The sequence below is a fragment of the Micromonospora sp. NPDC047187 genome, assembly GCF_040643355.1.
GTDB classification, from domain to species: domain Bacteria; phylum Actinomycetota; class Actinomycetes; order Mycobacteriales; family Micromonosporaceae; genus Micromonospora; species Micromonospora salmantinae.
In genome coordinates this window covers 648,076-665,698 of sequence record NZ_JBEYUF010000001.1, presented here as the reverse complement: position 1 = coordinate 665,698, position 17,623 = coordinate 648,076, and the positions used below count along the sequence as shown (strand labels likewise).

Annotated in this window: 17 protein-coding genes; 10 read left to right on the top strand and 7 right to left on the bottom strand. The window is 69.0% G+C overall.

Annotated features, from left to right (window positions below; all coding sequences use genetic code 11):
• The first annotated feature begins 87 nt into the window (after positions 1-87).
• Genes ABZ794_RS02750 through ABZ794_RS02735 form a run of 4 tightly spaced genes read left to right on the top strand, consistent with a single transcriptional unit; the run spans position 88 to position 3,940 of the window.
• Positions 88-1,539: a PLP-dependent aminotransferase family protein gene (locus tag ABZ794_RS02750; RefSeq protein ID WP_238689776.1), complete on the top strand. Its 1,452-nt coding sequence runs from the start codon at positions 88-90 to the stop codon at positions 1,537-1,539.
• Positions 1,527-1,931 carry a cupin domain-containing protein gene (locus ABZ794_RS02745; RefSeq protein WP_210780461.1) on the top strand — a complete coding sequence of 135 codons (405 nt, stop codon included), beginning with the start codon at positions 1,527-1,529 and terminating at the stop codon, positions 1,929-1,931. The genes ABZ794_RS02750 and ABZ794_RS02745 overlap by 13 nt, the downstream gene beginning before the upstream one ends.
• Positions 1,932-1,943: 12 nt before the next feature.
• On the top strand, positions 1,944-2,759 hold the full coding sequence (locus ABZ794_RS02740) for an NAD(P)-dependent oxidoreductase (protein WP_238689777.1): 816 nt from the start codon (positions 1,944-1,946) through the stop codon (positions 2,757-2,759).
• A gap of 47 nt (positions 2,760-2,806) precedes the next feature.
• Positions 2,807-3,940 carry a hypothetical protein gene (locus ABZ794_RS02735; RefSeq protein WP_238689778.1) on the top strand — a complete coding sequence of 378 codons (1,134 nt, stop codon included), beginning with the start codon at positions 2,807-2,809 and terminating at the stop codon, positions 3,938-3,940.
• On the opposite strand, the gene ABZ794_RS02730 is transcribed toward ABZ794_RS02735, so the two are convergent.
• Positions 3,902-6,130 carry a hypothetical protein gene (locus tag ABZ794_RS02730; RefSeq protein ID WP_210780464.1) on the bottom strand — a complete coding sequence of 743 codons (2,229 nt, stop codon included), beginning with the start codon at positions 6,128-6,130 and terminating at the stop codon, positions 3,902-3,904. The two genes, ABZ794_RS02735 and ABZ794_RS02730, sit on opposite strands and share 39 nt — an antisense overlap.
• A 221-nt stretch (positions 6,131-6,351) precedes the next feature.
• Between ABZ794_RS02730 and ABZ794_RS02725 the strand changes: the two genes are divergently transcribed.
• Entirely contained in the window at positions 6,352-7,260 is a 909-nt protein-coding gene (locus tag ABZ794_RS02725) for a GNAT family N-acetyltransferase (protein WP_238689779.1), read from the top strand.
• Complete coding sequence (locus ABZ794_RS02720; RefSeq protein WP_255750777.1) at positions 7,260-7,721, top strand: barstar family protein; 462 nt, start codon at positions 7,260-7,262, stop codon at positions 7,719-7,721. The genes ABZ794_RS02725 and ABZ794_RS02720 overlap by 1 nt, the downstream gene beginning before the upstream one ends.
• 54 nt (positions 7,722-7,775) lie before the next feature.
• On the opposite strand, the gene ABZ794_RS02715 is transcribed toward ABZ794_RS02720, so the two are convergent.
• From ABZ794_RS02715 to ABZ794_RS02705, 3 genes are all read right to left on the bottom strand, one after another.
• Positions 7,776-8,180 (bottom strand): hypothetical protein, encoded by a 405-nt coding sequence (locus ABZ794_RS02715; protein WP_238689781.1) that lies wholly within the window; start codon positions 8,178-8,180, stop codon positions 7,776-7,778.
• 557 nt (positions 8,181-8,737) lie between these two features.
• Positions 8,738-9,340, bottom strand: coding sequence for a response regulator transcription factor (locus tag ABZ794_RS02710; protein WP_210780468.1), 603 nt, complete (start codon positions 9,338-9,340; stop codon positions 8,738-8,740).
• Positions 9,340-10,491: a histidine kinase gene (locus tag ABZ794_RS02705; RefSeq protein ID WP_210780469.1), complete on the bottom strand. Its 1,152-nt coding sequence runs from the start codon at positions 10,489-10,491 to the stop codon at positions 9,340-9,342. Before ABZ794_RS02705 ends, ABZ794_RS02710 begins: the two co-directional genes overlap by 1 nt.
• A 107-nt stretch (positions 10,492-10,598) precedes the next feature.
• Here ABZ794_RS02705 and ABZ794_RS02700 point away from each other — a divergent pair, with 107 nt between their 5' ends.
• From ABZ794_RS02700 to ABZ794_RS02690, 3 genes are read left to right on the top strand one after another with little or no spacing between them, the layout of a single operon-like run.
• Positions 10,599-11,480 (top strand): ABC transporter ATP-binding protein, encoded by an 882-nt coding sequence (locus ABZ794_RS02700; protein WP_210780470.1) that lies wholly within the window; start codon positions 10,599-10,601, stop codon positions 11,478-11,480.
• Positions 11,481-11,506: 26 nt separating this feature from the next.
• Positions 11,507-12,226, top strand: coding sequence for an ABC transporter permease (locus tag ABZ794_RS02695; RefSeq protein ID WP_210780471.1), 720 nt, complete (start codon positions 11,507-11,509; stop codon positions 12,224-12,226).
• The gene (locus ABZ794_RS02690; protein WP_210780472.1) at positions 12,223-12,903 is read left to right on the top strand and encodes a GPP34 family phosphoprotein; all 681 of its coding nucleotides are present in this window, start codon (positions 12,223-12,225) and stop codon (positions 12,901-12,903) included. Before ABZ794_RS02695 ends, ABZ794_RS02690 begins: the two co-directional genes overlap by 4 nt.
• 309 nt (positions 12,904-13,212) lie before the next feature.
• On the opposite strand, the gene ABZ794_RS02685 is transcribed toward ABZ794_RS02690, so the two are convergent.
• Positions 13,213-14,415, bottom strand: coding sequence for a low temperature requirement protein A (locus ABZ794_RS02685; protein WP_210780473.1), 1,203 nt, complete (start codon positions 14,413-14,415; stop codon positions 13,213-13,215).
• A 263-nt stretch (positions 14,416-14,678) separates the two neighbouring features.
• Here ABZ794_RS02685 and ABZ794_RS02680 point away from each other — a divergent pair, with 263 nt between their 5' ends.
• Positions 14,679-15,764 carry a hypothetical protein gene (locus ABZ794_RS02680; RefSeq protein ID WP_238689782.1) on the top strand — a complete coding sequence of 362 codons (1,086 nt, stop codon included), beginning with the start codon at positions 14,679-14,681 and terminating at the stop codon, positions 15,762-15,764.
• A gap of 193 nt (positions 15,765-15,957) precedes the next feature.
• Here ABZ794_RS02680 and ABZ794_RS02675 read toward each other — a convergent pair whose 3' ends face one another.
• Both ABZ794_RS02675 and ABZ794_RS02670 read right to left on the bottom strand, forming a co-directional pair.
• On the bottom strand, positions 15,958-16,500 hold the full coding sequence (locus ABZ794_RS02675; protein WP_238689783.1) for a hypothetical protein: 543 nt from the start codon (positions 16,498-16,500) through the stop codon (positions 15,958-15,960).
• Between the two features lie 185 nt (positions 16,501-16,685).
• On the bottom strand, positions 16,686-17,510 hold the full coding sequence (locus ABZ794_RS02670; RefSeq protein WP_238689784.1) for a helix-turn-helix transcriptional regulator: 825 nt from the start codon (positions 17,508-17,510) through the stop codon (positions 16,686-16,688).
• Between the last annotated feature and the right edge of the window lie 113 nt (positions 17,511-17,623).

Here is a 17,623-nt window from a genome sequence, read left to right as displayed (position 1 = left end):
ACGGCACGTACGTCGGGGTCGATGCTCTGGCGCCTGAGTCGTCGCCTAACCTGCCGGCGGTGCTCTCACGAATGGGATCGTTGCTGAGTGACGAAGTCGCTTGACCTGCATCTGGAGTTCGATCGGAGTGCGGGTTTCCCGGGTCGCTCGCTGGAGAGCGCGTTACGGGAGAGCATTCGGACCGGCCGGCTGCGGGCCGGGTCGCGCCTACCCGGGAGCCGGAGCCTGGCCGCCGACCTGGGCTTGGCCCGGGGCACCGTGGTGCAGGCGTACGCGCAGTTGGTGGCGGAAGGGTGGCTGCTGGCGGCACCCGGCTCGGGCACCCGGGTCGCGGACGTAGCTCATGATCCGCCCGGCTCGCGCGGGCGACCGCGGCCGTCGCCCCCGGCCGGGCCATTGATCGAGTTGCGGCCGGGGATTCCCGACCTCGCGTCCTTCCCCCGAACGGCCTGGGCGGACAGCGTCCGCCGGGCGCTGACGACGGCTTCACGCGGCACGCTGGACTACTCCGAACCGACCGGGCTACCCGCACTCCGGGCGGCGGTGGCCGGCTATCTCGCGCGCACTCGTGGAGTGCTCTGCGAGCCGGATGCGGTGGTGATCACGGCGGGCTTCACCCAGGGCCTCTCCCTTCTCGCGCGGACGCTGCACCGGCGCGGCGTCCGTGCCATCGCCACCGAGAACCCCGGTCTGGCCCATCACCGCATGGTGCTGCGTGCCGCGGGTCTGACAGTCACCCCGCTCACCGTCGGTCCCGGCGGGGCCGACCCGGATGACGCGGCGGGTCAGGCCGCGCTACTCACCCCGGCGCACCAGCATCCGACCGGGGTGGTGCTCGCCCCACGGCACCGCTACCGGCTCATCGCGTGGGCACGGAAGCACGACGCGTTCCTGATCGAGGACGACTACGACGGCGAGTTCCGCTACGACCAGCGGCCGGTGGGCGCCATGCAGGCGCTGGCACCAGAGCGGATCGTGTACGCCGGCAGCACGAGCAAGTCGCTGGCGCCGGGCGTCCGCCTGGGTTGGTTCGTCGTCCCCGAACGACTGCGTCGTGACCTGACGACGACGATCATGGAGGCCGGCGCCGCAGTCTCCGCGATCGACCAGCTCACCATGGCCGACCTGCTCACGCACGGCGACTACGACCGACACATCCGCCGCATGCGCCTGACCTACCGGCGTCGCCGGACGGAGCTGGCCGGCCGCCTGGCCGAGGTGACCACCACTGCGCTGGAGGGCATCGCCGCCGGCGTCCACGCGCTGCTACCGCTGGCCTCAGTGGCGCAGGAGCGCTGGCTGATCCAGGCCGGACGCCGCGAGGGGCTGCACCTGATCGGCCTGCACAGCAACGGCTACTGGCACGATCCCGTGGATGAGCGGCAGGCAGCAGCCCTGGTCCTCGGATACGCGGCGCCGCCGGCTCACGCCTGGCAGGAGGCACTGTCCGGGCTCTGCCAACTGGTCCATCAGACCGGTCACCAACTGGTCCATCCTGCTGGTCCGGTCGGGGATACGTTCGACTCATGCAGACCATGAAGATCGGAAACAACGAGATCGTGCTGCTGGGCACGGCCATGCCACCGGAGTTGCCGGACGGCTCCCACGTGATGACAGCGACGATCGAACTGCCACCGGGCGACCCGGGCACGCCGCCACACCGGCACTCCGGCCCGGTCTTCGGCTACCTGCTCGAGGGCGAAATGCTCTTCGAGCTGGAGGGCGAGCCCGAACGGGTGATCAAGGCCGGTGAGGCGTTCTGGGAGCCAGGCGGCGATGTCATCCACTACCGGTCGGCCAACAACCTGTCCGATCGGGTGACCAAATTCCTGGTCGTGATGGTGTGCGCGCCCGGCCAGGAAATGCTGGTGCTGGTGAGCCCCGACGAGCTCGAACAGCGTAAGGACCGCCGCTCACCCCGGCCGAACTGAGAGAGGCACGTCATGCGTATCGTTCTCGCCGGTTCGACCGGCGTCATCGGCCGCCGGCTCGAGCCGATCCTGACCGCCCAGGGGCATGAGGTCATCGGGTTGGCCCGCAACGGCCCGGTCGCCGTCGACGTGCTCGACCGGGACGCGGTCGCGGCCGCCGTCCGCGACGCCCGGCCCGACGTGGTGATGCACCAGCTCACCAGCCTGAGCACTGGCGACTTCGCCGCCAATTCGCGGCTGCGCCGGACCGGGACCCGCAACCTGGTCGACGCGGCGCTCGCCGCCGGGGTACGCCGGATCGTGGCACAGAGCATCGCCTGGGCGTACGAGCCGGGCGCCGAGCCCGCGACCGAGGAGACCCCGCTCGACCTCGGCGCCCCAGAGCCACGCCAGACCAGTGTGGCTGGTGCCGCCGCGCTCGAATCCGCCGTCCAGGAAGCGCCCGAGTGGGTCGTGCTGAGGTACGGCACCCTCTACGGCCCGGGCACCTGGTACGCCCGCGACGGTCTGATGGCCCAGTTCGCCGCCGCCGGCAAGGTCCCCGCCGACGCGGACGTGAGTAGCCTGCTGCACATCGACGACGCCGTGGCCGCCGCGGTAGCGGCTCTGGAGTGGCCCGTCGGCGTCGTCAACGTCTGCGACGACGAGCCAGCCGCCGCCTCGCAGTGGGTGCCCGCTTTCTGCGCGGCGGCCAATGTGCCAGCACCAGCGGTGACCGGGGGCGAGCGGCATGGCTGGGCGCGGGGAGCGAGCAACCACCACGCCCGCACGCACCTTGGCTGGAGCCCGGCCTATCCGTCCTGGCGGCAGGGATTCGTCACCCTGTGAGCCGTCCGCACATCTTGATCTTGCAGAAGCAACGGAGACGAAGAGTCATGTCCGATCACCCCGAACTGGCCGCGCTCAGTGACGACTATGCCCGCTTCGGCCTAGAGCGCGATGCCGTACGCGAATGGGAGGACGGCGCCCGCACCGACAATCGCGCCGGGTCGTACGAGTGGTGGTACTTCGACGCCCACCTGGACGACGGCGCGAAGGTTGTCGTGGTGTTCATGAACAAGGACCTCGGCGCGGCGGGTAGCCCGCTGTCACCGCAGCTTCGGGTCAACCTGGAACTGCCTGACGGGACGACGTCGAACAACACGATCGCGATCCCCGCAGCGGACTGGTCGGCGGCGAGCGGGCGTACTGACGTCCGGATGGGGCCGGGCAACCGCTTTCAGGGCGAGAGCCTGCGCGAGTACCGGATCCAGGCGACCGCCGGGAGGCTGAGGGTCGACTTCACACTGACGTCCGAGGTCCCGGCCTGGCGTCCGGCCACCGGGCACATGCTGTTCGGCCCGGAGCGCGACCTCGAGTTCAATTGGCTGCCCTCGGTGCCCCAAGGAGCCGTGCGGGGCTCGTACACGATCGACGGGGTGCGGCATGAGACGACCGGCGTCGGCTACCACGACCACAACTGGGGCAACGTCGGGCTGCCGAAAATCATCAATGACTGGTACTGGGGACGGGGGCAGGCCGGACCGTACACGGTCATCGCGTCGTTCATCACCGGCGCCGAGAAGTACGGCTCCGCCGAGATCCCCATCTTCATGCTGGCCCGCGACGGCCGGATCATCGGCGACGATCCAGCGAAGATGACGTTCGAGCGGGACGGGGTCTACACCGACGCGAAGACCGGCAAGCCGGTGGCGGACATCGTCCGCTACACCTACGTGGACGATGACGACACGTACGTGGTGACCTTCGACCGCGAGCGCGACCTGGTCCGCAATCCCCTCACCAAGGACCTGCCCTGGCTCAAGCGGGCAGCGGCCCGGTTGATCCGGTTCGACGGCGCCTACCTCCGCTTCGCCGGCCTGCTCACGATCGAGCACCACAAGGGCGGGCAGGTGGTCGAGGCGTTCGCCGAGGACGCGATCTGGGAGCTCATGTACTTCGGGCGCGCCCGCGTCACCGCCGCGGATCCGTCAGTGCCCGGTCGGCGGGTCGCCCGGAAGCGGCACTGAGTCCATCGGCTGGCGAAGGCGCTCAATCAACTCGCGGGCCGCCTCGGCGTACCGCTGCTCCGATCCGCGGGGCCGGTGTCCCTGGATTGGCGGCGGGACGCTGTCGCCGGGTAACGGCACCACGTCGGCGGGATCCCGTAGCCGGCGGTCCACCGTTGCCGCCGTCTGGCCGACGGTTGCCGGAACGGCTGTCCGGTGGGCGGCGAATATCCAGCCGCCGATCGAGTCGGTGTCGCGCCACAGGTTCACCCACCGCCAGTCGACGCGAGCGCCGATCTCGTGCAGCACCTCGTCGTCGACGAAGGCGGGAAACAGTCGCGCGTAGAGTCGGCTCAGTGGCGACCCGTGGGTGAGCAGAGCGACTCGACTGCTGACCTGGGGCGGCAACTGGAGCACTGTCGCGGCGGCCAGGACCGCACCGTGGCTGTGTGCGGTGAGCAGGACGAGGTTGCCGCGTCCGACCAGATACGTGATTCGTCTGGTCAACTCCGGCACCGCTCGTTCGGCGTAGCAGGGTGGCGCGAACGGGTGGGCGGCCCGTGGCCAGAAGGTGCCCAGGTCCCACAGGACACCGACGTGGCGCCTGAATTCGGCCGTCCGGTAGGCGAAGATGCCGCCGATGGTCAGGCCGAGGATGATCGCGGCGATCCCCCAGCTCCCGAACGCGATGGAGAAGGTGATCAGGTCGGCGGGCACCCGTGCGTACCGCTGCACAGACTCGCTCGGCAGCAACTCCAGCAGACCGAGCGTGGTGGTGGCCGTGCCGATCCCGGCCAGGCAGGCGTAGACCACCGCCAACGGAATCAGTCTTTCCGTGAAGCGGGCCCTGGCTATCGCCTTCTGCACCTGCCGCAGTCGGGTCGCGGCTGCGGGCGGGCGGTCCGGGTAGTCGCAGGCGACGATCGCCGCCGCGGCACGAAGTCGACGGCGTCGAGAGATGAGGATGACCGGAACCGCTACCACCAGCGTGAACAGCACTGTCCGGAGAAAGCCGAAGATCGCCCAGGTGAACGCCGGCGGCAGACCGGAGGCCAGGCCCTCCCCGGTCGGCGCGTCGCGATCCAGGAAATCCGCCACCCGGTAGACGAACTCGGCGGACACTGCCACCGCCAGACTGACCGCGCTGGCCGCCATCACCAGCGCGCCCAGCCCGAGCAGCGGGCTGGCGTCCCGCCGCCGAACCCGGCGCCAGAGCAGCACACCGCCGAGGGCGGTCAACAGGGTCGTCTGGGCAACGAACAGCGAGGTGAGAATTGCGCCGTAGCCGGGTAGGCCTTCCCCCTCATGCCACGGTGCCGGGCTGGCGAGGACGTTTACCGTCACCACGATGGTCAGGACCACGGCCACCGTCCGCACCGTGCGGGTGATTCGGTCCAGTCGCCGGTCCGAGGCGGCCCGGTCGAGCAGCGGGGGCAGGCAGAGCAGGACCACGCAGCTGGCCAGCACCGTCCCGGTGGCCACAGCCAACGCGATCGTGCTGGCCGAGGCGCCGTTCGCGGCTCGGGCGGCGATTAGAGCGACGTCCAGTGTCGCGAACGCCGCCGCGACGTGAATCGAGCGCAGCCGACCCACCAGCGGCCCCGCGTCCCACTGACCGATCCCGCTGAGTCGATGTTCGGCGACCTCGTCCGCCGGAGCGCGGAACGCGTCGAACATCTTTCCCGGCCGGGTGCTGGCCCGCCAGAGCAGGCCGATGGCGCCGGCCGGGACCACAGCGAGTACCGCGAGGCGCAGGCCCACCGGTTGCCCACCCAACCAGGACAACCAGGTGCGCCCGGCCAGGCAGTCTGACGAGCCCATGCACTTCCACCCGATCAGGTCCAACGTGACGCCGACGAAGGCAAGCACATACAGCGCGGTGAGAGTGAGCGCCAGCAACCGGCACAGGGATCTGACCGTCGCGTCGGAGCCGGGGCTCGCCGGCCGCATCCAGATCGCCAGGTTGGCCAGCATGAACGGCAGGAGGAACACCAGCGTCAGCGTTCGGACCACGCTTCCGGCGGGCAGGTCACCCCAGCGGTACGCCTCCGTCACCCGTTCGCCGCTGCCGCAGGAACACGGGCGGTGGGGTCGGTAGAAGCCCCCACTGCGGTCGCCCGCGACCTGCTCGACCTGCGCCACGTTCAACACCTGGGCGGCGCTTGCGCTGGCGGCCCCGTGGACCCGCAGCTCCACCACCTCATCGGACATCCCGGGCCCACCTGACCGCGCTGATGCACCCGACATCGGCCCCTCCGAAGCACCTTCGGTGGCCAAACCGGGTTAACCCAGCCCCCGCGCCACTCGCGGCGGTGTACCCCACCCGGCCGAGACCAAGCGTGGGCCCGCCGCACGGTTGGCTCAGCGCTTGCAGGTCCTCGGGCGTACAAAATTCCGGTGTCGATCTGGTAGGCGGTGGCTAGCGTACGCGGATGAGCACTGTCCCGAGGACCGGACTGCGGCTGCGGTTTCACACCGATCCGGGCGAGTTCCTGGCCGCTGCGGGTGACTACCTGGGTGCCGATCCGGTCGTCAGCACTGTCGTGACCACCATCGCGCACCGGCTGTTGTCGCAGCGGGCCGAGGGGATCCCGCAGCCCGACCACAACTGGTGGTTGGTGGTCAGCGACGACTCCGGCACCGTGGTCGGTGCCGGGATGCGCTCGGCGCCGTATGCCCCCTATCCGCCGTTCCTGCTGCCCATGCCCGATGAGGCGGCCGTTGCGCTGGCCCACGCCCTGCACGAGCGCGGAGAGGAGGTCCTCGCGGTCAACGGGGCGCTGCCTGCCGCTGAGCTGTGCGCCTCCGCGCTGGCCCGGCTCGGCGGGGGTGAAGTCCGGGTCAACCAGCACACACGGCTGCACGAGCTCGGCGAGCTGACGTGGCCGCCTCCGGTGCCGGGCCGCTTGGTGACCGCGACCGAGGACGACGCGGGACTTGTCACGCAGTGGCTAGCCGCGTTCATGGGCGACGCCGACGAACAGGCGGGCCGCCCGCGCGGTACGAGTGCGCACGAAGCGCCCGACCACGCGGAGGTGCTGCGTCGGATCGGAGCCGGACGGCTGTGGTTCTGGGTCGACGAGGCCGGGGAGCCGGTGCACCTCACCGGCGCCAACCCACAGTCGTTCGGGGTGGCCCGGTTGGGCCCGGTGTACACACCGCCGGCCCAGCGGGGGCGCGGTTGGGCCAGCAACGCGGTAGCCGAGATTTCCCGCCAAATCCGGGCCGAGGGCGCGCGGGTCTGCCTGTTCACCGACCAGGCCAACCCGACGTCGAACAAGATCTACGCCGCCCTCGGCTACCGGCCGGTCGTCGACATGGCCAACCTGGTCATCGTGTGATGGGCAGCTGGTGGAACGGCGCCACCGATCAGATCGTGGTCTGTTCGCGTAGTGCGCAGGTCGAGTTGGCGGCGGTGTTACCAGCAGCGGGCCGGTTCGTCGTCGCCCGGCTCGACGGAGAGAGGATGACGGACGCGGACCACACCTTCTACGAGTTCTCCGACGCGCTGCTCTTTCCCGGCTACTTCGGTTGGAACTGGGACGCGTTGTCCGATTGTCTCCGTGATCTGCACTGGTTGCCTGCGGACGGGTATCTCATCCTCGTCGAGAACCCGACTCGGGTGCTCTCGAGTAGTGCCGCGGATCGGCACACGCTGTTCCAGATCCTGGCGCAGACCGTTCATCACTGGGCAAGCCCGTTCGGCCAGCCAGAGTTCGCTGTGCTGCTGCTCTGTGACCGCGACGACGAGGCGACTCTGCTGCGGCAGGAGATCGCCGCCGCGGTCCACAAGCGGCGGTGAAACCGTCGACGCCGCCGGCCATCCGCTCCCCCAACGCTCGGACGTGGCTACGCCTCACCGAGACGGGTTCCCTGATCGTCGGCCGTAGGAAACGGTCGTCCCAACCAGCAGCACTGCTCCTGCGAAGAAGTAGGTGTTGATTCCGATGCCGGTCCAGAACTCGCCCGTGGAGATGTCCGCCACCCCCACGAAACCTCCGCGACGGATACCGCTGACCATCAGAAGATTTTCGGCCATTCCTGGAGCACCCCGGATGACGAGCAGGATGCTGCCGAACAACAGTGGCGTCAGAAGTAGCCACCGGGGACGACGTCGAGCCGGCGGGCGGACTGTGGCCAGAACGACGGCTGCTCCGATGGTCGACATCGAGATGAGCACCACGTTGAAGATCACGTAGGCCCTCATGCCCCACGGTCCATCACCGGTTGGATCAGGCCCGGGGAAGAACACCAGGATCACGTGGGACACCACAAAGAAGATCAACCAAGCCAAGGCGCCGTACGCCCAGCGACGACTTCTGAAAGCGGGCATACCAGCACTCTCGCCAAGCCAACACCCTGGCGCCTCCCTCCCTGGGCCGGTTTCACTCCCTCAGGAGAGCGAGGTGCGGGAGCGATACATGCTGCTACCGGGGTGCCACTCTCGGCATGATTCTCCGTTCGCCGGTGGCGGCCATCGAGTGCATGGCGCTCGCCGGCGGTCCGCCAGACGGCGACGGAGTCATACGACTGATCCAGTGATATTCACCCATGTTTGCTGTGGACATCGGAGGCTCTGGTACTGCATGCCGTTGTGACGTCAGGACCGTCTTTGGGAGACGGCTCTCCCGCGGTCCGCACGTTCGTCCCGCAGCGAACGTTCGGCATTCCCCGCTGGGGGCGTACGTCCACCGTAGATGGCCGATGCCGCACACGACGTCCCGCGTTTGACAACCGGGCTCGCCGCTCGTGCAGCCAGACCAGCACCACCATGGCGACGTGGAAGGCAACCGGTGCCGCGATCGCCGCTTTGGCCGTCTACAGCCAGTCGTGTTCGCGGGCGTAGCGGGCCGCTTCGTGGCGGGTCCGGGTCTGGGTCTTGCGCATCGCGTTGGAGAGGTAGTTGCGGACGGTGCCCGGAGCGAGGTGGAGCCGAGCGGCGATGTCGGCGACCGAGTAGCCCTCGCCGGTGACCCGCAGGACGTCGGCTTCACGGTCGGTGAGGGGGGAGTCCTCGGTGACGGCGAGCACTGACACGTCCGGATCGATCCAGCGTTTCCCCGAGTGCAGGGTGGCGATGACCGAGGTGATGTGGGCTGGCTCGGCGGACTTGCTGACGAAGCCCTGGACGCCGAGCTTCAGCGCCTTGCGCAGCACTCCGGGGCGGGCGTGCCGGGTCAGCATGAGGATCACCTGCTCCGGCCGCTCACGGCGGATCTCGGCGACCGCGCCCAGGCCGTCCACGCCCGGCATCTCCAGGTCGATGACCAGCACGTCGGGCCGGTGCCGCAGGGTGGCATCGATCGCCGACCGACCGTCCTGCGCCTCGGCGAGAACGATGATGTCGCCCTCCATCGGCAGCAGCGCGGCCAGGGCCGTGCGCAGCAGCGCCTCGTCGTCGGCGAGCACGATGGTGGTCATCAGTCGTCCTTCCCGGTGACCGTCGGGGCCACGTCGGCCCGAGCGGGTGGGAAGACAGCGGCGGTCAGGAACCGCCCGTCCTTCTGTTCGACGGTCAGCTCACCCCCGTCGCCCGCCACCCGTTGCCTCAGTGTCGCCAGCCCCCTGAGCTCGGGCGTCGTGCTGGCGGTCACGCCGTCGTTGACGATGGTGATTCCCGACGCGGCGAGCGTGATCTGCACCTGGGTGGCCTGCGCGTGCCGCAGGATGTTGGTGGTCGTCTCCCGCAGCACCTGCCCGAGCAGTTCGCTGGCGCGGGCATCGACCTCGGCCTCCCGGGTGACCCGGACCCGGATGCCGGCGGCCTCGAACAGGTTCTTCGCGTTTTCGATCTCGGCGGTGAGGTTGAGCCGCCGTTGCGCGTAGGCCAGTTCCTTGGTCTGCGCGATGGTGTCGCTGACCAACGTGTACGTCTCCCGCAGCTCCTTCTCCGCCCGAGCGGTGTCGCGGAGCAGCAGTCGCTGGGCCAGGGCGATCTTCAGCTTGACCACGTGCAGGGTGTGGCCCTGGATGTCGTGCAGGTCGCTGGCGAACCGTACGCGCTCCCGGACCACCGCCAGCTCCGCCTCGCGTTCCCGAGTCTGTTCGAGCTCCCGGATGAGGTCGTAGAACCGCTCGCCCACCACCGTGAAGACCGTCACGACGACGGTGAGAACGGTCGGGATGAGAACGTAGGTGACCAGCACTCCACCGATGTCGTCCCGCTGCACCAGCAGCCGCGCCGCGCCGACGGCGGCGACGTAGGTGAACAGCCCGGCCATCGTCAGAGCCCGATGCCGTCGCACCTCGCGCAGGGCAAGCGAACCTACGGCGCAGACACCCCAGTAGGCGTTGGGGCTGCCGGTCACCAGGACCCCGAGGGGCCAGACCGCTGCCGCCACGACCAGGCAGGGCAGCGCGACCCGGGCGAGGTCGTTCGCCGTCCACCGTTCGAAGGCCACCACTGCCGCCACGGCCCCCGGCGCCAGGACGACGATGTGCCACCAGGTACGCGCGTCGGTCCAGAGCAGGACCACCGCGGCGAACACCACCGGCGGCAGTGACGTGGCCAGGTTGAGCCGGCGCAGCCTTCCCTGCGTCGACTCGGTGAAGCGCGGCGATCTCCCGGTCACCACCTCAGTATCCGGCAGCCAGGGGCCACGACCAGTGACACCACGTCACATGCGGTGATGACGTGGTGCCACTGACGGGTCGGCCGGGTCCGCGCTGTCATTGGTGCATGTCCACCACACCCGTCATCGAAGTCGACCGGCTGAACCTCACCTACGGCGACTTCCACGCCGTCAAGGACCTCTCCTTCGAGGTACGACCCGGAGAGCTCTACGCCCTGCTGGGCACCAACGGAGCCGGCAAGACCTCGACCCTGGAGGTTGTCGAGGGACACCGGAGGCCAACCTCGGGCACCGTTCGCGTCTTCGGGCGCAGCCCCGACGACCGGCGAGCGGTACGTCCCCGAATGGGTGTCATGCTCCAGGAGAGCGGATTCTCCCCGGACCTCACCGTTCGTGAGTCCGTCGGTCTGGTCGGTCGGCTCACCCGACGCACCGACGACGTCGACCGGGTGCTCGACCTGGTCGACCTCACCGGCCGATCCGGCCGCAAGGTGTCGCAGCTGTCCGGCGGAGAGAAACGGCGCCTGGACTTCGCCACCGCGGTCTACGGCACCCCGGAGCTGATCTTCCTGGACGAGCCGACCACCGGCCTCGACATCCAGTCCCGCGACGCCGTCTGGGCGACTGTTGACCGGCTCCGGGAGAACGGGGCGACCATCGTGCTCACCACGCACTACCTGGAGGAGGCACAACAGCGCGCGGACCGGATCGGGCTGATGCACGAGGGCGCCTTCCACCGGGAAGGCACCGTCTCCGAGCTGACCCGCACCCTGCCCGCGGTCATCCGCTTCTCCCTTCCGGTGCCGGCGCCGGCGCTGCCGGTGCGGGCCGCCGTCGACGCGGACGGGAAGGTCGTGGTCGAGACCTTCGAGCTGCAGAAGGACCTGCACCTCCTGCTCGGCTGGGCGCAGGACCACGCCGTGGAGCTGCAGGACCTGGCGGCAGGGCCGACCCGGCTCGACGACGTCTTCCGCGCCATCAACAGTTGATTCGATCTTCCGCGAGGAGCCTCACCGTGTTGTCCATCGCGTCCAGCGAGCTGATCCAGATCTTCCGCAACCGGCTGGTGCTGATCACCAGCCTCATCATCCCGGTCGCGGTCTGTGTGTTCTTCGTCCGTCAGCACGAGACCTACGCCGCCATCGGGAGCCTCGGCTACATCGCCGCGATCGTCACGTTCACAGTGGCTGCGTTCGGGCTCTACGCCACCGCCGTCACCACCCTGGCGTCGCGGCGACAGAATCTCTTCCTCAAGCGGCTGCGCTCCACCGCCGAAGGCGACGCCGGCATCCTCGCCGGCCTGCTGCTGCCCGTGGTCGTCCTCGCCGGGGTGCAGGTGAGCGCGATCCTGACCGCCCTGGCCGTGGTCGCCGGCGGACCGGCGAACATCGCCCTGCTGGTGGTGGCGGTCCTCGCGACAGTGGCCATGATGATCGGCCTGGCGCTGGCCACGGCCGGGCTGACGAACTCCCCCGAACACGCCCAGGTCACCACCCTGCCCGTTACTCTCGGGGTGATCGCCATGGCCAGCTGGGTGGGCATCACCGGCACCGAGAACCTCGCCTGGCTCAAGCGGCTGCTGCCCGGCGGCGCCGCCACCGAACTGACAATGAACGCCTGGAACGGCGGCGTCGCCGTGACCGACTCCCTGCTCCTGCTCGCGCCCACGCTCGGCTGGGTCGTCGTCGCCGTCGCTCTGGCCACCCGACTCTTCCGCTGGGAGCCCCGCCGATGACCACCGAACCCCTGTCGGACGCGCCGACCCTGGTGGAAGACCTCCTGCTGCTCCTGTTCCAACCCAGGTCCGGGACCATCGCGGGAGAGAACACCCTTTTCTACGTCCTCGGCGGAGCCGTTCTCGCGGACCTCGCCCTCGGCGACCATCTGACCGCGGCGGACCGGGGGCGGCTCAGGAGCGTGGCGGGTCACCCACCGTCGGATGGCCTCCTACGCCCGGCGTGGGACTACCTCGCCGAGAAACCGAGGGGGGTGCAGACGGCCCTGGCCGCTATCGGTCCCGCCCTGCGTCAGCCGGTGCTGGAGCGGCTCATCGCACGAGGCGACATCGACCAGGAGCCCCGTAAGGTGCTCGGCCTGTTCCGGACGACGGCCCTGCGGGAGGGCAGGACCGAACGACGGTCCCGCCTACTCGCCGACGTTCGGCAGGTTCTCGTGGACGGCGCGGAGCCGCAGGCCCGTGTCGCCGCGCTCGCGGCGCTGCTCTCGGCGAGCGGAACGCTCCCGCAGTTCGACCGCGAGATCCCGTGGACGTCATCGGTGATCAGCCGGGCCAAGGAACTCGAGCGAGGCAACTGGGGTGCCGACGCCGCGTCGGCAGCCGTGACCCGCACCGTGACTGCCACCGTCGTCAACAGCGCCATCGCGGCCATCACAGTGCTTCCTCGAAGCTAGGGCGCGCGAGACCAGACCGGTCCAGTCATTGTCAGCCGGGCTACACACCCTTGCCTCTGACATCCAGGTTCGGGCCGCCGGGGTGGCGCGCATCGACCACATGCTCCGGTCCGGACTCGTCCGGGCGCTCAACGGCAATCTGCCCCTCCCGTAGGTGATGGGATTGGAGGCCGCCGGTGACGTGCTCGCGGTCGGCGCCGGCGTCACCGGCATCGCGGTGGGCGACGCGGTGTTCGGGTTCGCGCTCAGCGGTGCCGGCGGCCTCCGTACGACCGCCGGACGTGTGCGGGTCGGTGGAAGTTTCTACGCTCACTGCCTGGAGTTGGCCGGGTGCGGTCGTTCGGGCGGTTTCCCCTTGGCGTGGACGGCGTCGGAAGCGGCGATGCCGGCGAGGACGATGACGGCGGTGACGGCCACGGCCAGCGGCGGCAAAAAGATCATGAGCGGCGACGCGCCGGCAAGCGTCAGAGCGCCGACGATCCGAGAGCGGGACACCCGGGCGAACACGGCATGTTCCAACAAGGCTCGCCCGATCAGGAAGAGCATCGGTCCGCCGAGGACAACGAGGATCCACGCCGCGTTGGTGTGCCCGAACGGATGTTCGATCACGATCTCGTATCCGACGGCAACGGCGACGATCCCGGCCACCATGAGTACGTGCGCGAGAAAAGCCTCCCGAATGAGGTGCGCGGGCCGCGCGGCGGCTCTGATGGCTTCGGGCAACAACTGACCCGACCTGAAGACGTAGACGCGAAACAGCAGCACAGTGGTGATGAATGAAACCGCGAAGGCTGCTGCGGCTCCGCCGTGCCGGAACGACGTGTCGCTGTAGGCCGAGCCGGTCGTCAAAATCAGTTCACCGAGAGCGATGATGAAGAATTGTCGGTAGCGCTCGGACAGGTATTCGGCCAGGACGGGCCACTGCCGTTGGGTGGGGCGGGACCACGGCGCGGGATAGAACAGCAGCAGTGCCGCGCCGTCGATGGCGATCGCGAGCGTCCACAACAGGCTGCGGGCCAGGTCCGTCACGATCGCGCCGGCGATCCACGGCACTGCCGACAGCGTGAACCAGAAGAACACCCCGGCCGCTCGGCGCTGAGCCTCGTGGCCGCGCAACATCGGGACGATGATCAGCCCACGGATGATGTGGACGGCGACGTACGCGCCAGCGAAGGCCAGACTTCTGTCACCGAACGCGTGCGGCACCGCGACCGCCATCACCAGCGCGCCGAGCATGGCCGTGTAGACCAGCACCTGAAGTTGCGGCCGCTGCGGATCGTAGAGGTCGGTGACCCACGCCGTGACGAACCACAGCACCATGAAGGCCAGCAGCAACAGCAGCGTCTCGCCGACGTCGATGAGGACGACGCGCTGCTCGGTAAGCTCCTCGACCAGCCGCTGTGAGACCCGATTGAGGGCAAAGATGAAGACCAGGTCGAAGAAGAGTTCCAGAAGGCTCGGCCGCTGCGGTTGCCCGGGTTTTCGAAGCAGCGCTGCTGCCCTTGTCGACATGGGCCGCCCATTCCTGCCGGCTTCGCCTATCCGGGTATTGGTACCACGCCGCGCGGGTCGTCGAGTCGATACCCGAAGAATGCCGGTGGACCGCACACCTTTCGACGGCAGCAGGCCCGAGGCCCCCCATGGACTCGCACTGCTCAGAAGTTCGGTTACGAGTAGCGGACAGCCGACACCAGAGCGCGATGTAGCCGACTGTGACCATCAGATCACTACGCGCACACTCCTCTCCGACATGTTCCCGTCGACTGGAGGAACAGATGCGTCTCCGATCGTTAGTCACCACGGCACTGGCCGCCGTCCTGGCCGCCGGCGCACTCGCGCCGCCGGCGCCGGCAGCGGCAGCCACCGCCGACCGCTGGGGCTTCGCGTACGTCAAGGACCCGACCGTGCCGGCCTGGACGGTGCTGGACACCAGCCGGCAGTGGGGTAGCTGGAAGACCGCGTTCCCGGCCGCCTGGGCCGACGGCATCAAGCTCGCGCCCGGCCGTTTCCAGGTCCGCTTCCCGCAGATCGGTGCCAGCTCACGGGGTGTGCCGCACGTGACCCCGGTGAACCGGACCGGTCACTACTGCGAGGTGGTCCGCTGGTTCCAGTCCGGCGCCGACGAGATCGTCGACGTGCAGTGCCACAAGCCGGGCGGTACGCGCGACGACACCCCGTTCACAGTGCTCTGGACGACCAGCTCGGGTGTGCTGCCCGCCGCTACTGCCCACGCGTACGTGCAGTGGAGCAGCGGGCTGGTGGCGCAGTCGTACAACTCCACCGGCGTCGTGAACACTGTCGGGCCGCTGGGCGTCGGGCAGTACCTGGTGCGGCTGCCCGGGGTGGGGTTGGCCGGTCTGCTCGCCGGCAACGTGCAGGTCACCGCCGTGCAGCCGAACGCCGGCCCTCGCCGCTGCAAGGTCTACTCCTGGAGTGCGGTCGGCACCGGCGTGCAGGTGTACGTCTTCTGCTACGACCAGGCAGGCGCGTTCATCAACACCGACTTCGTCCTCTCGTACCACCGTCGGCGGCCGGTGATCGGCTCCCTCGGCCCGCCCTCGTACTTCGGCTACCTGGGTACCGCCGTCGGCGGGCCGACCAACGACAACTCGGTGCTCGGCGTCGGCGCGAACACTGTGGCACCGCTGGCGCCCGCCGGCCGCTACCTGGCGACCTTCCCGCAGGTCGGCCTCAAGGAGACGCACGCCCAGGTGGTGGCGCAGGGCACCGGTAGCAACTACTGCCACCTCACCCAACCCTGGCCGTACACCACAAACGCCGACGTCGACGTCATCTGCTTCGACAACGCCGGCGTCGTCACCCCGCACCGCTTCCTGGCCACCTTCACCTCCCGGCTCTGACGTCGGGCCGCGCCGGTGGTGGCGGTCTCCGCTGCTGCCGGCGCGGTCAAGGGCCAGCACTCGTGGTAAGTCCGCTGAGTCTTCGGGATCCGGCGGACCCGAGTGTCTAGAACCCGGTGCCTTGCGCAGCCCGCCTGGTTTGTTCATCGAAGCGTCGCGATGCCGAGGCCACAGTCAATTCGTGGCCGCCAGATCATCGTCCTGCCAACTCAAGACACCCACGACAATCTTCCCGTTCGGACCAGCTTCGTCGCTTCAGGTCGGCCGGCTCCAACCGGGCCTGGTCGAACTCTGTGCGCACCACCATCCGGAACTGCCAGATCGCCTCGGCGAACTCGTGGTATGCGCGGTGGTACTCCCCCGACGAGAGCGTCACGCCGGATCGGATCGCGTTCCGCACCCCGATCAACCCCTGGTAGGCCATCTCCCCGGCTTTGACGATCTCTTTGGTACCGGCGACGAGTAGACGTTCTCGCGCGGTAAACACGTTCGCCTCGTGGACAACGCGGCTGGCGGAACGGAGACCGTGTGACGGGTCCTCGCCGCTTTGGGCGATCTCCCGGAGCGCGCTGTGGGCTGTGTCGAGCGCCACGGCAAAGTCCAGGTAATAGCCGATGCGCTCCCCCTCACGGCCGCGTCGACGTTCGGCACGGTTGTGCTGTACCTCGACGCTCACCGCACTGGCGAGGGCAATAGCGGCTCCGCAGATCGCACCGACGAATGGTATCCATTCCACGTCTTCAGTCTCCGCCGACGATGTCCGGCCCACCATGTGTTCCTGTCTCCGGTATGACTGGGGTCAGGAAACACCGGCGGAGGGTGTTGCCGGAATCGTGGCCGGATTACCGGTGTATCCAGACGACACAGAGACCCGCCTTACTGGCCTCTCTGCGCGTCGCCCAATGCCGTCACCACCGGGTCTTACGCGGAGGGAAATCCCTGCTGCTCACAGTCGCGGCACCGTTCACGGTCCGACCAGTCTCGCCGGCCGATCGCATCCGGGGTCAACGGCGACTGCCCCAGGTCGGCCCGCAAAGCCATCCGGAAGGTCCACAGCGCCTCGGCGAACGGGTGGTAGACCTGATGGTAGGCCGCCTCCTCTAAACGCGCCCCGGTCCGGATCGCGTCCCGAACCGCGATGAGCCGCAGGAACGCCGCTTCGGCCGCGCTCACCAACGGCACGGTGCCCAGCACGAGGAGCCGCTCACGGAGCGCGTACACCCGTGCGTCATGGAGCACGTCATTGGCTGGGTCACGTCGGGCCGAGGGCGGCAGGTCGGCACGGGCGACGGCGCGCAGGGCATTGTGCGCTTCGTCGAGAGCGAGCATGAACGCGACGGCAGTGCCCGACGAAACCGGCAGCTCAGCCTCGGCGAATGGCTCGTCGGTGCGGTACTGAGATGTCGCGACGTCGCGGCGACGCTGGCGAGGCAACCCGAGCGGCGCCTCCCGCGCGGGATCGCGTGGCTCCGTCCGTTCGGGCGGGTGCGGGTCACGCGGCTGCGTCCGCGCAAGCTTGGCCAACGCGCCGCCGGTCCCAAGCGCCTCGTCGCAACGCTCCGCCAACTGGATGTTGCCCGGTGCGCGGCCTGTCTCCACCTTGCTGAGATAGCCGCGGCTGTAGTTGACTTTTCGAGCGAGCCCGGAAAGAGACAGCCCGGCGGCCTTACGGCGTCGGCGGAGGCACTCTCCCAACCGTTCTACGGTGTCGTTAGGCGGTTCGAATTCCTCGTCGCGCGCGGCCATCATGGCGCAGCGTCGCCTTGGCAGGACACATCGTAACTGTATCAAGGTCAACCTTCGTACGGCGGTGGTGCGGGGGGGGGGGGTGTACGGCGGGCCAACGCCCCGATAAGCAA

Bases quoted from the DNA above. Each gene is read 5' to 3' on its own strand.
- ABZ794_RS02745 (WP_210780461.1), top strand. From the start codon at position 1,527: ATGCAGACCATGAAGATCGGAAACAACGAGATCGTGCTGCTGGGCACG.
- ABZ794_RS02740 (WP_238689777.1), top strand. From the start codon at position 1,944: ATGCGTATCGTTCTCGCCGGTTCGACCGGCGTCATCGGCCGCCGGCTC.
- ABZ794_RS02735 (WP_238689778.1), top strand. From the start codon at position 2,807: ATGTCCGATCACCCCGAACTGGCCGCGCTCAGTGACGACTATGCCCGC.
- ABZ794_RS02730 (WP_210780464.1), bottom strand. From the start codon at position 6,130: ATGTCCGATGAGGTGGTGGAGCTGCGGGTCCACGGGGCCGCCAGCGCA.
- ABZ794_RS02725 (WP_238689779.1), top strand. From the start codon at position 6,352: ATGAGCACTGTCCCGAGGACCGGACTGCGGCTGCGGTTTCACACCGAT.
- ABZ794_RS02720 (WP_255750777.1), top strand. From the start codon at position 7,260: ATGGGCAGCTGGTGGAACGGCGCCACCGATCAGATCGTGGTCTGTTCG.
- ABZ794_RS02710 (WP_210780468.1), bottom strand. From the start codon at position 9,340: ATGACCACCATCGTGCTCGCCGACGACGAGGCGCTGCTGCGCACGGCC.
- ABZ794_RS02700 (WP_210780470.1), top strand. From the start codon at position 10,599: ATGTCCACCACACCCGTCATCGAAGTCGACCGGCTGAACCTCACCTAC.
- ABZ794_RS02690 (WP_210780472.1), top strand. From the start codon at position 12,223: ATGACCACCGAACCCCTGTCGGACGCGCCGACCCTGGTGGAAGACCTC.
- ABZ794_RS02685 (WP_210780473.1), bottom strand. From the start codon at position 14,415: ATGTCGACAAGGGCAGCAGCGCTGCTTCGAAAACCCGGGCAACCGCAG.
- ABZ794_RS02680 (WP_238689782.1), top strand. From the start codon at position 14,679: ATGCGTCTCCGATCGTTAGTCACCACGGCACTGGCCGCCGTCCTGGCC.
- ABZ794_RS02670 (WP_238689784.1), bottom strand. From the start codon at position 17,510: ATGGCCGCGCGCGACGAGGAATTCGAACCGCCTAACGACACCGTAGAA.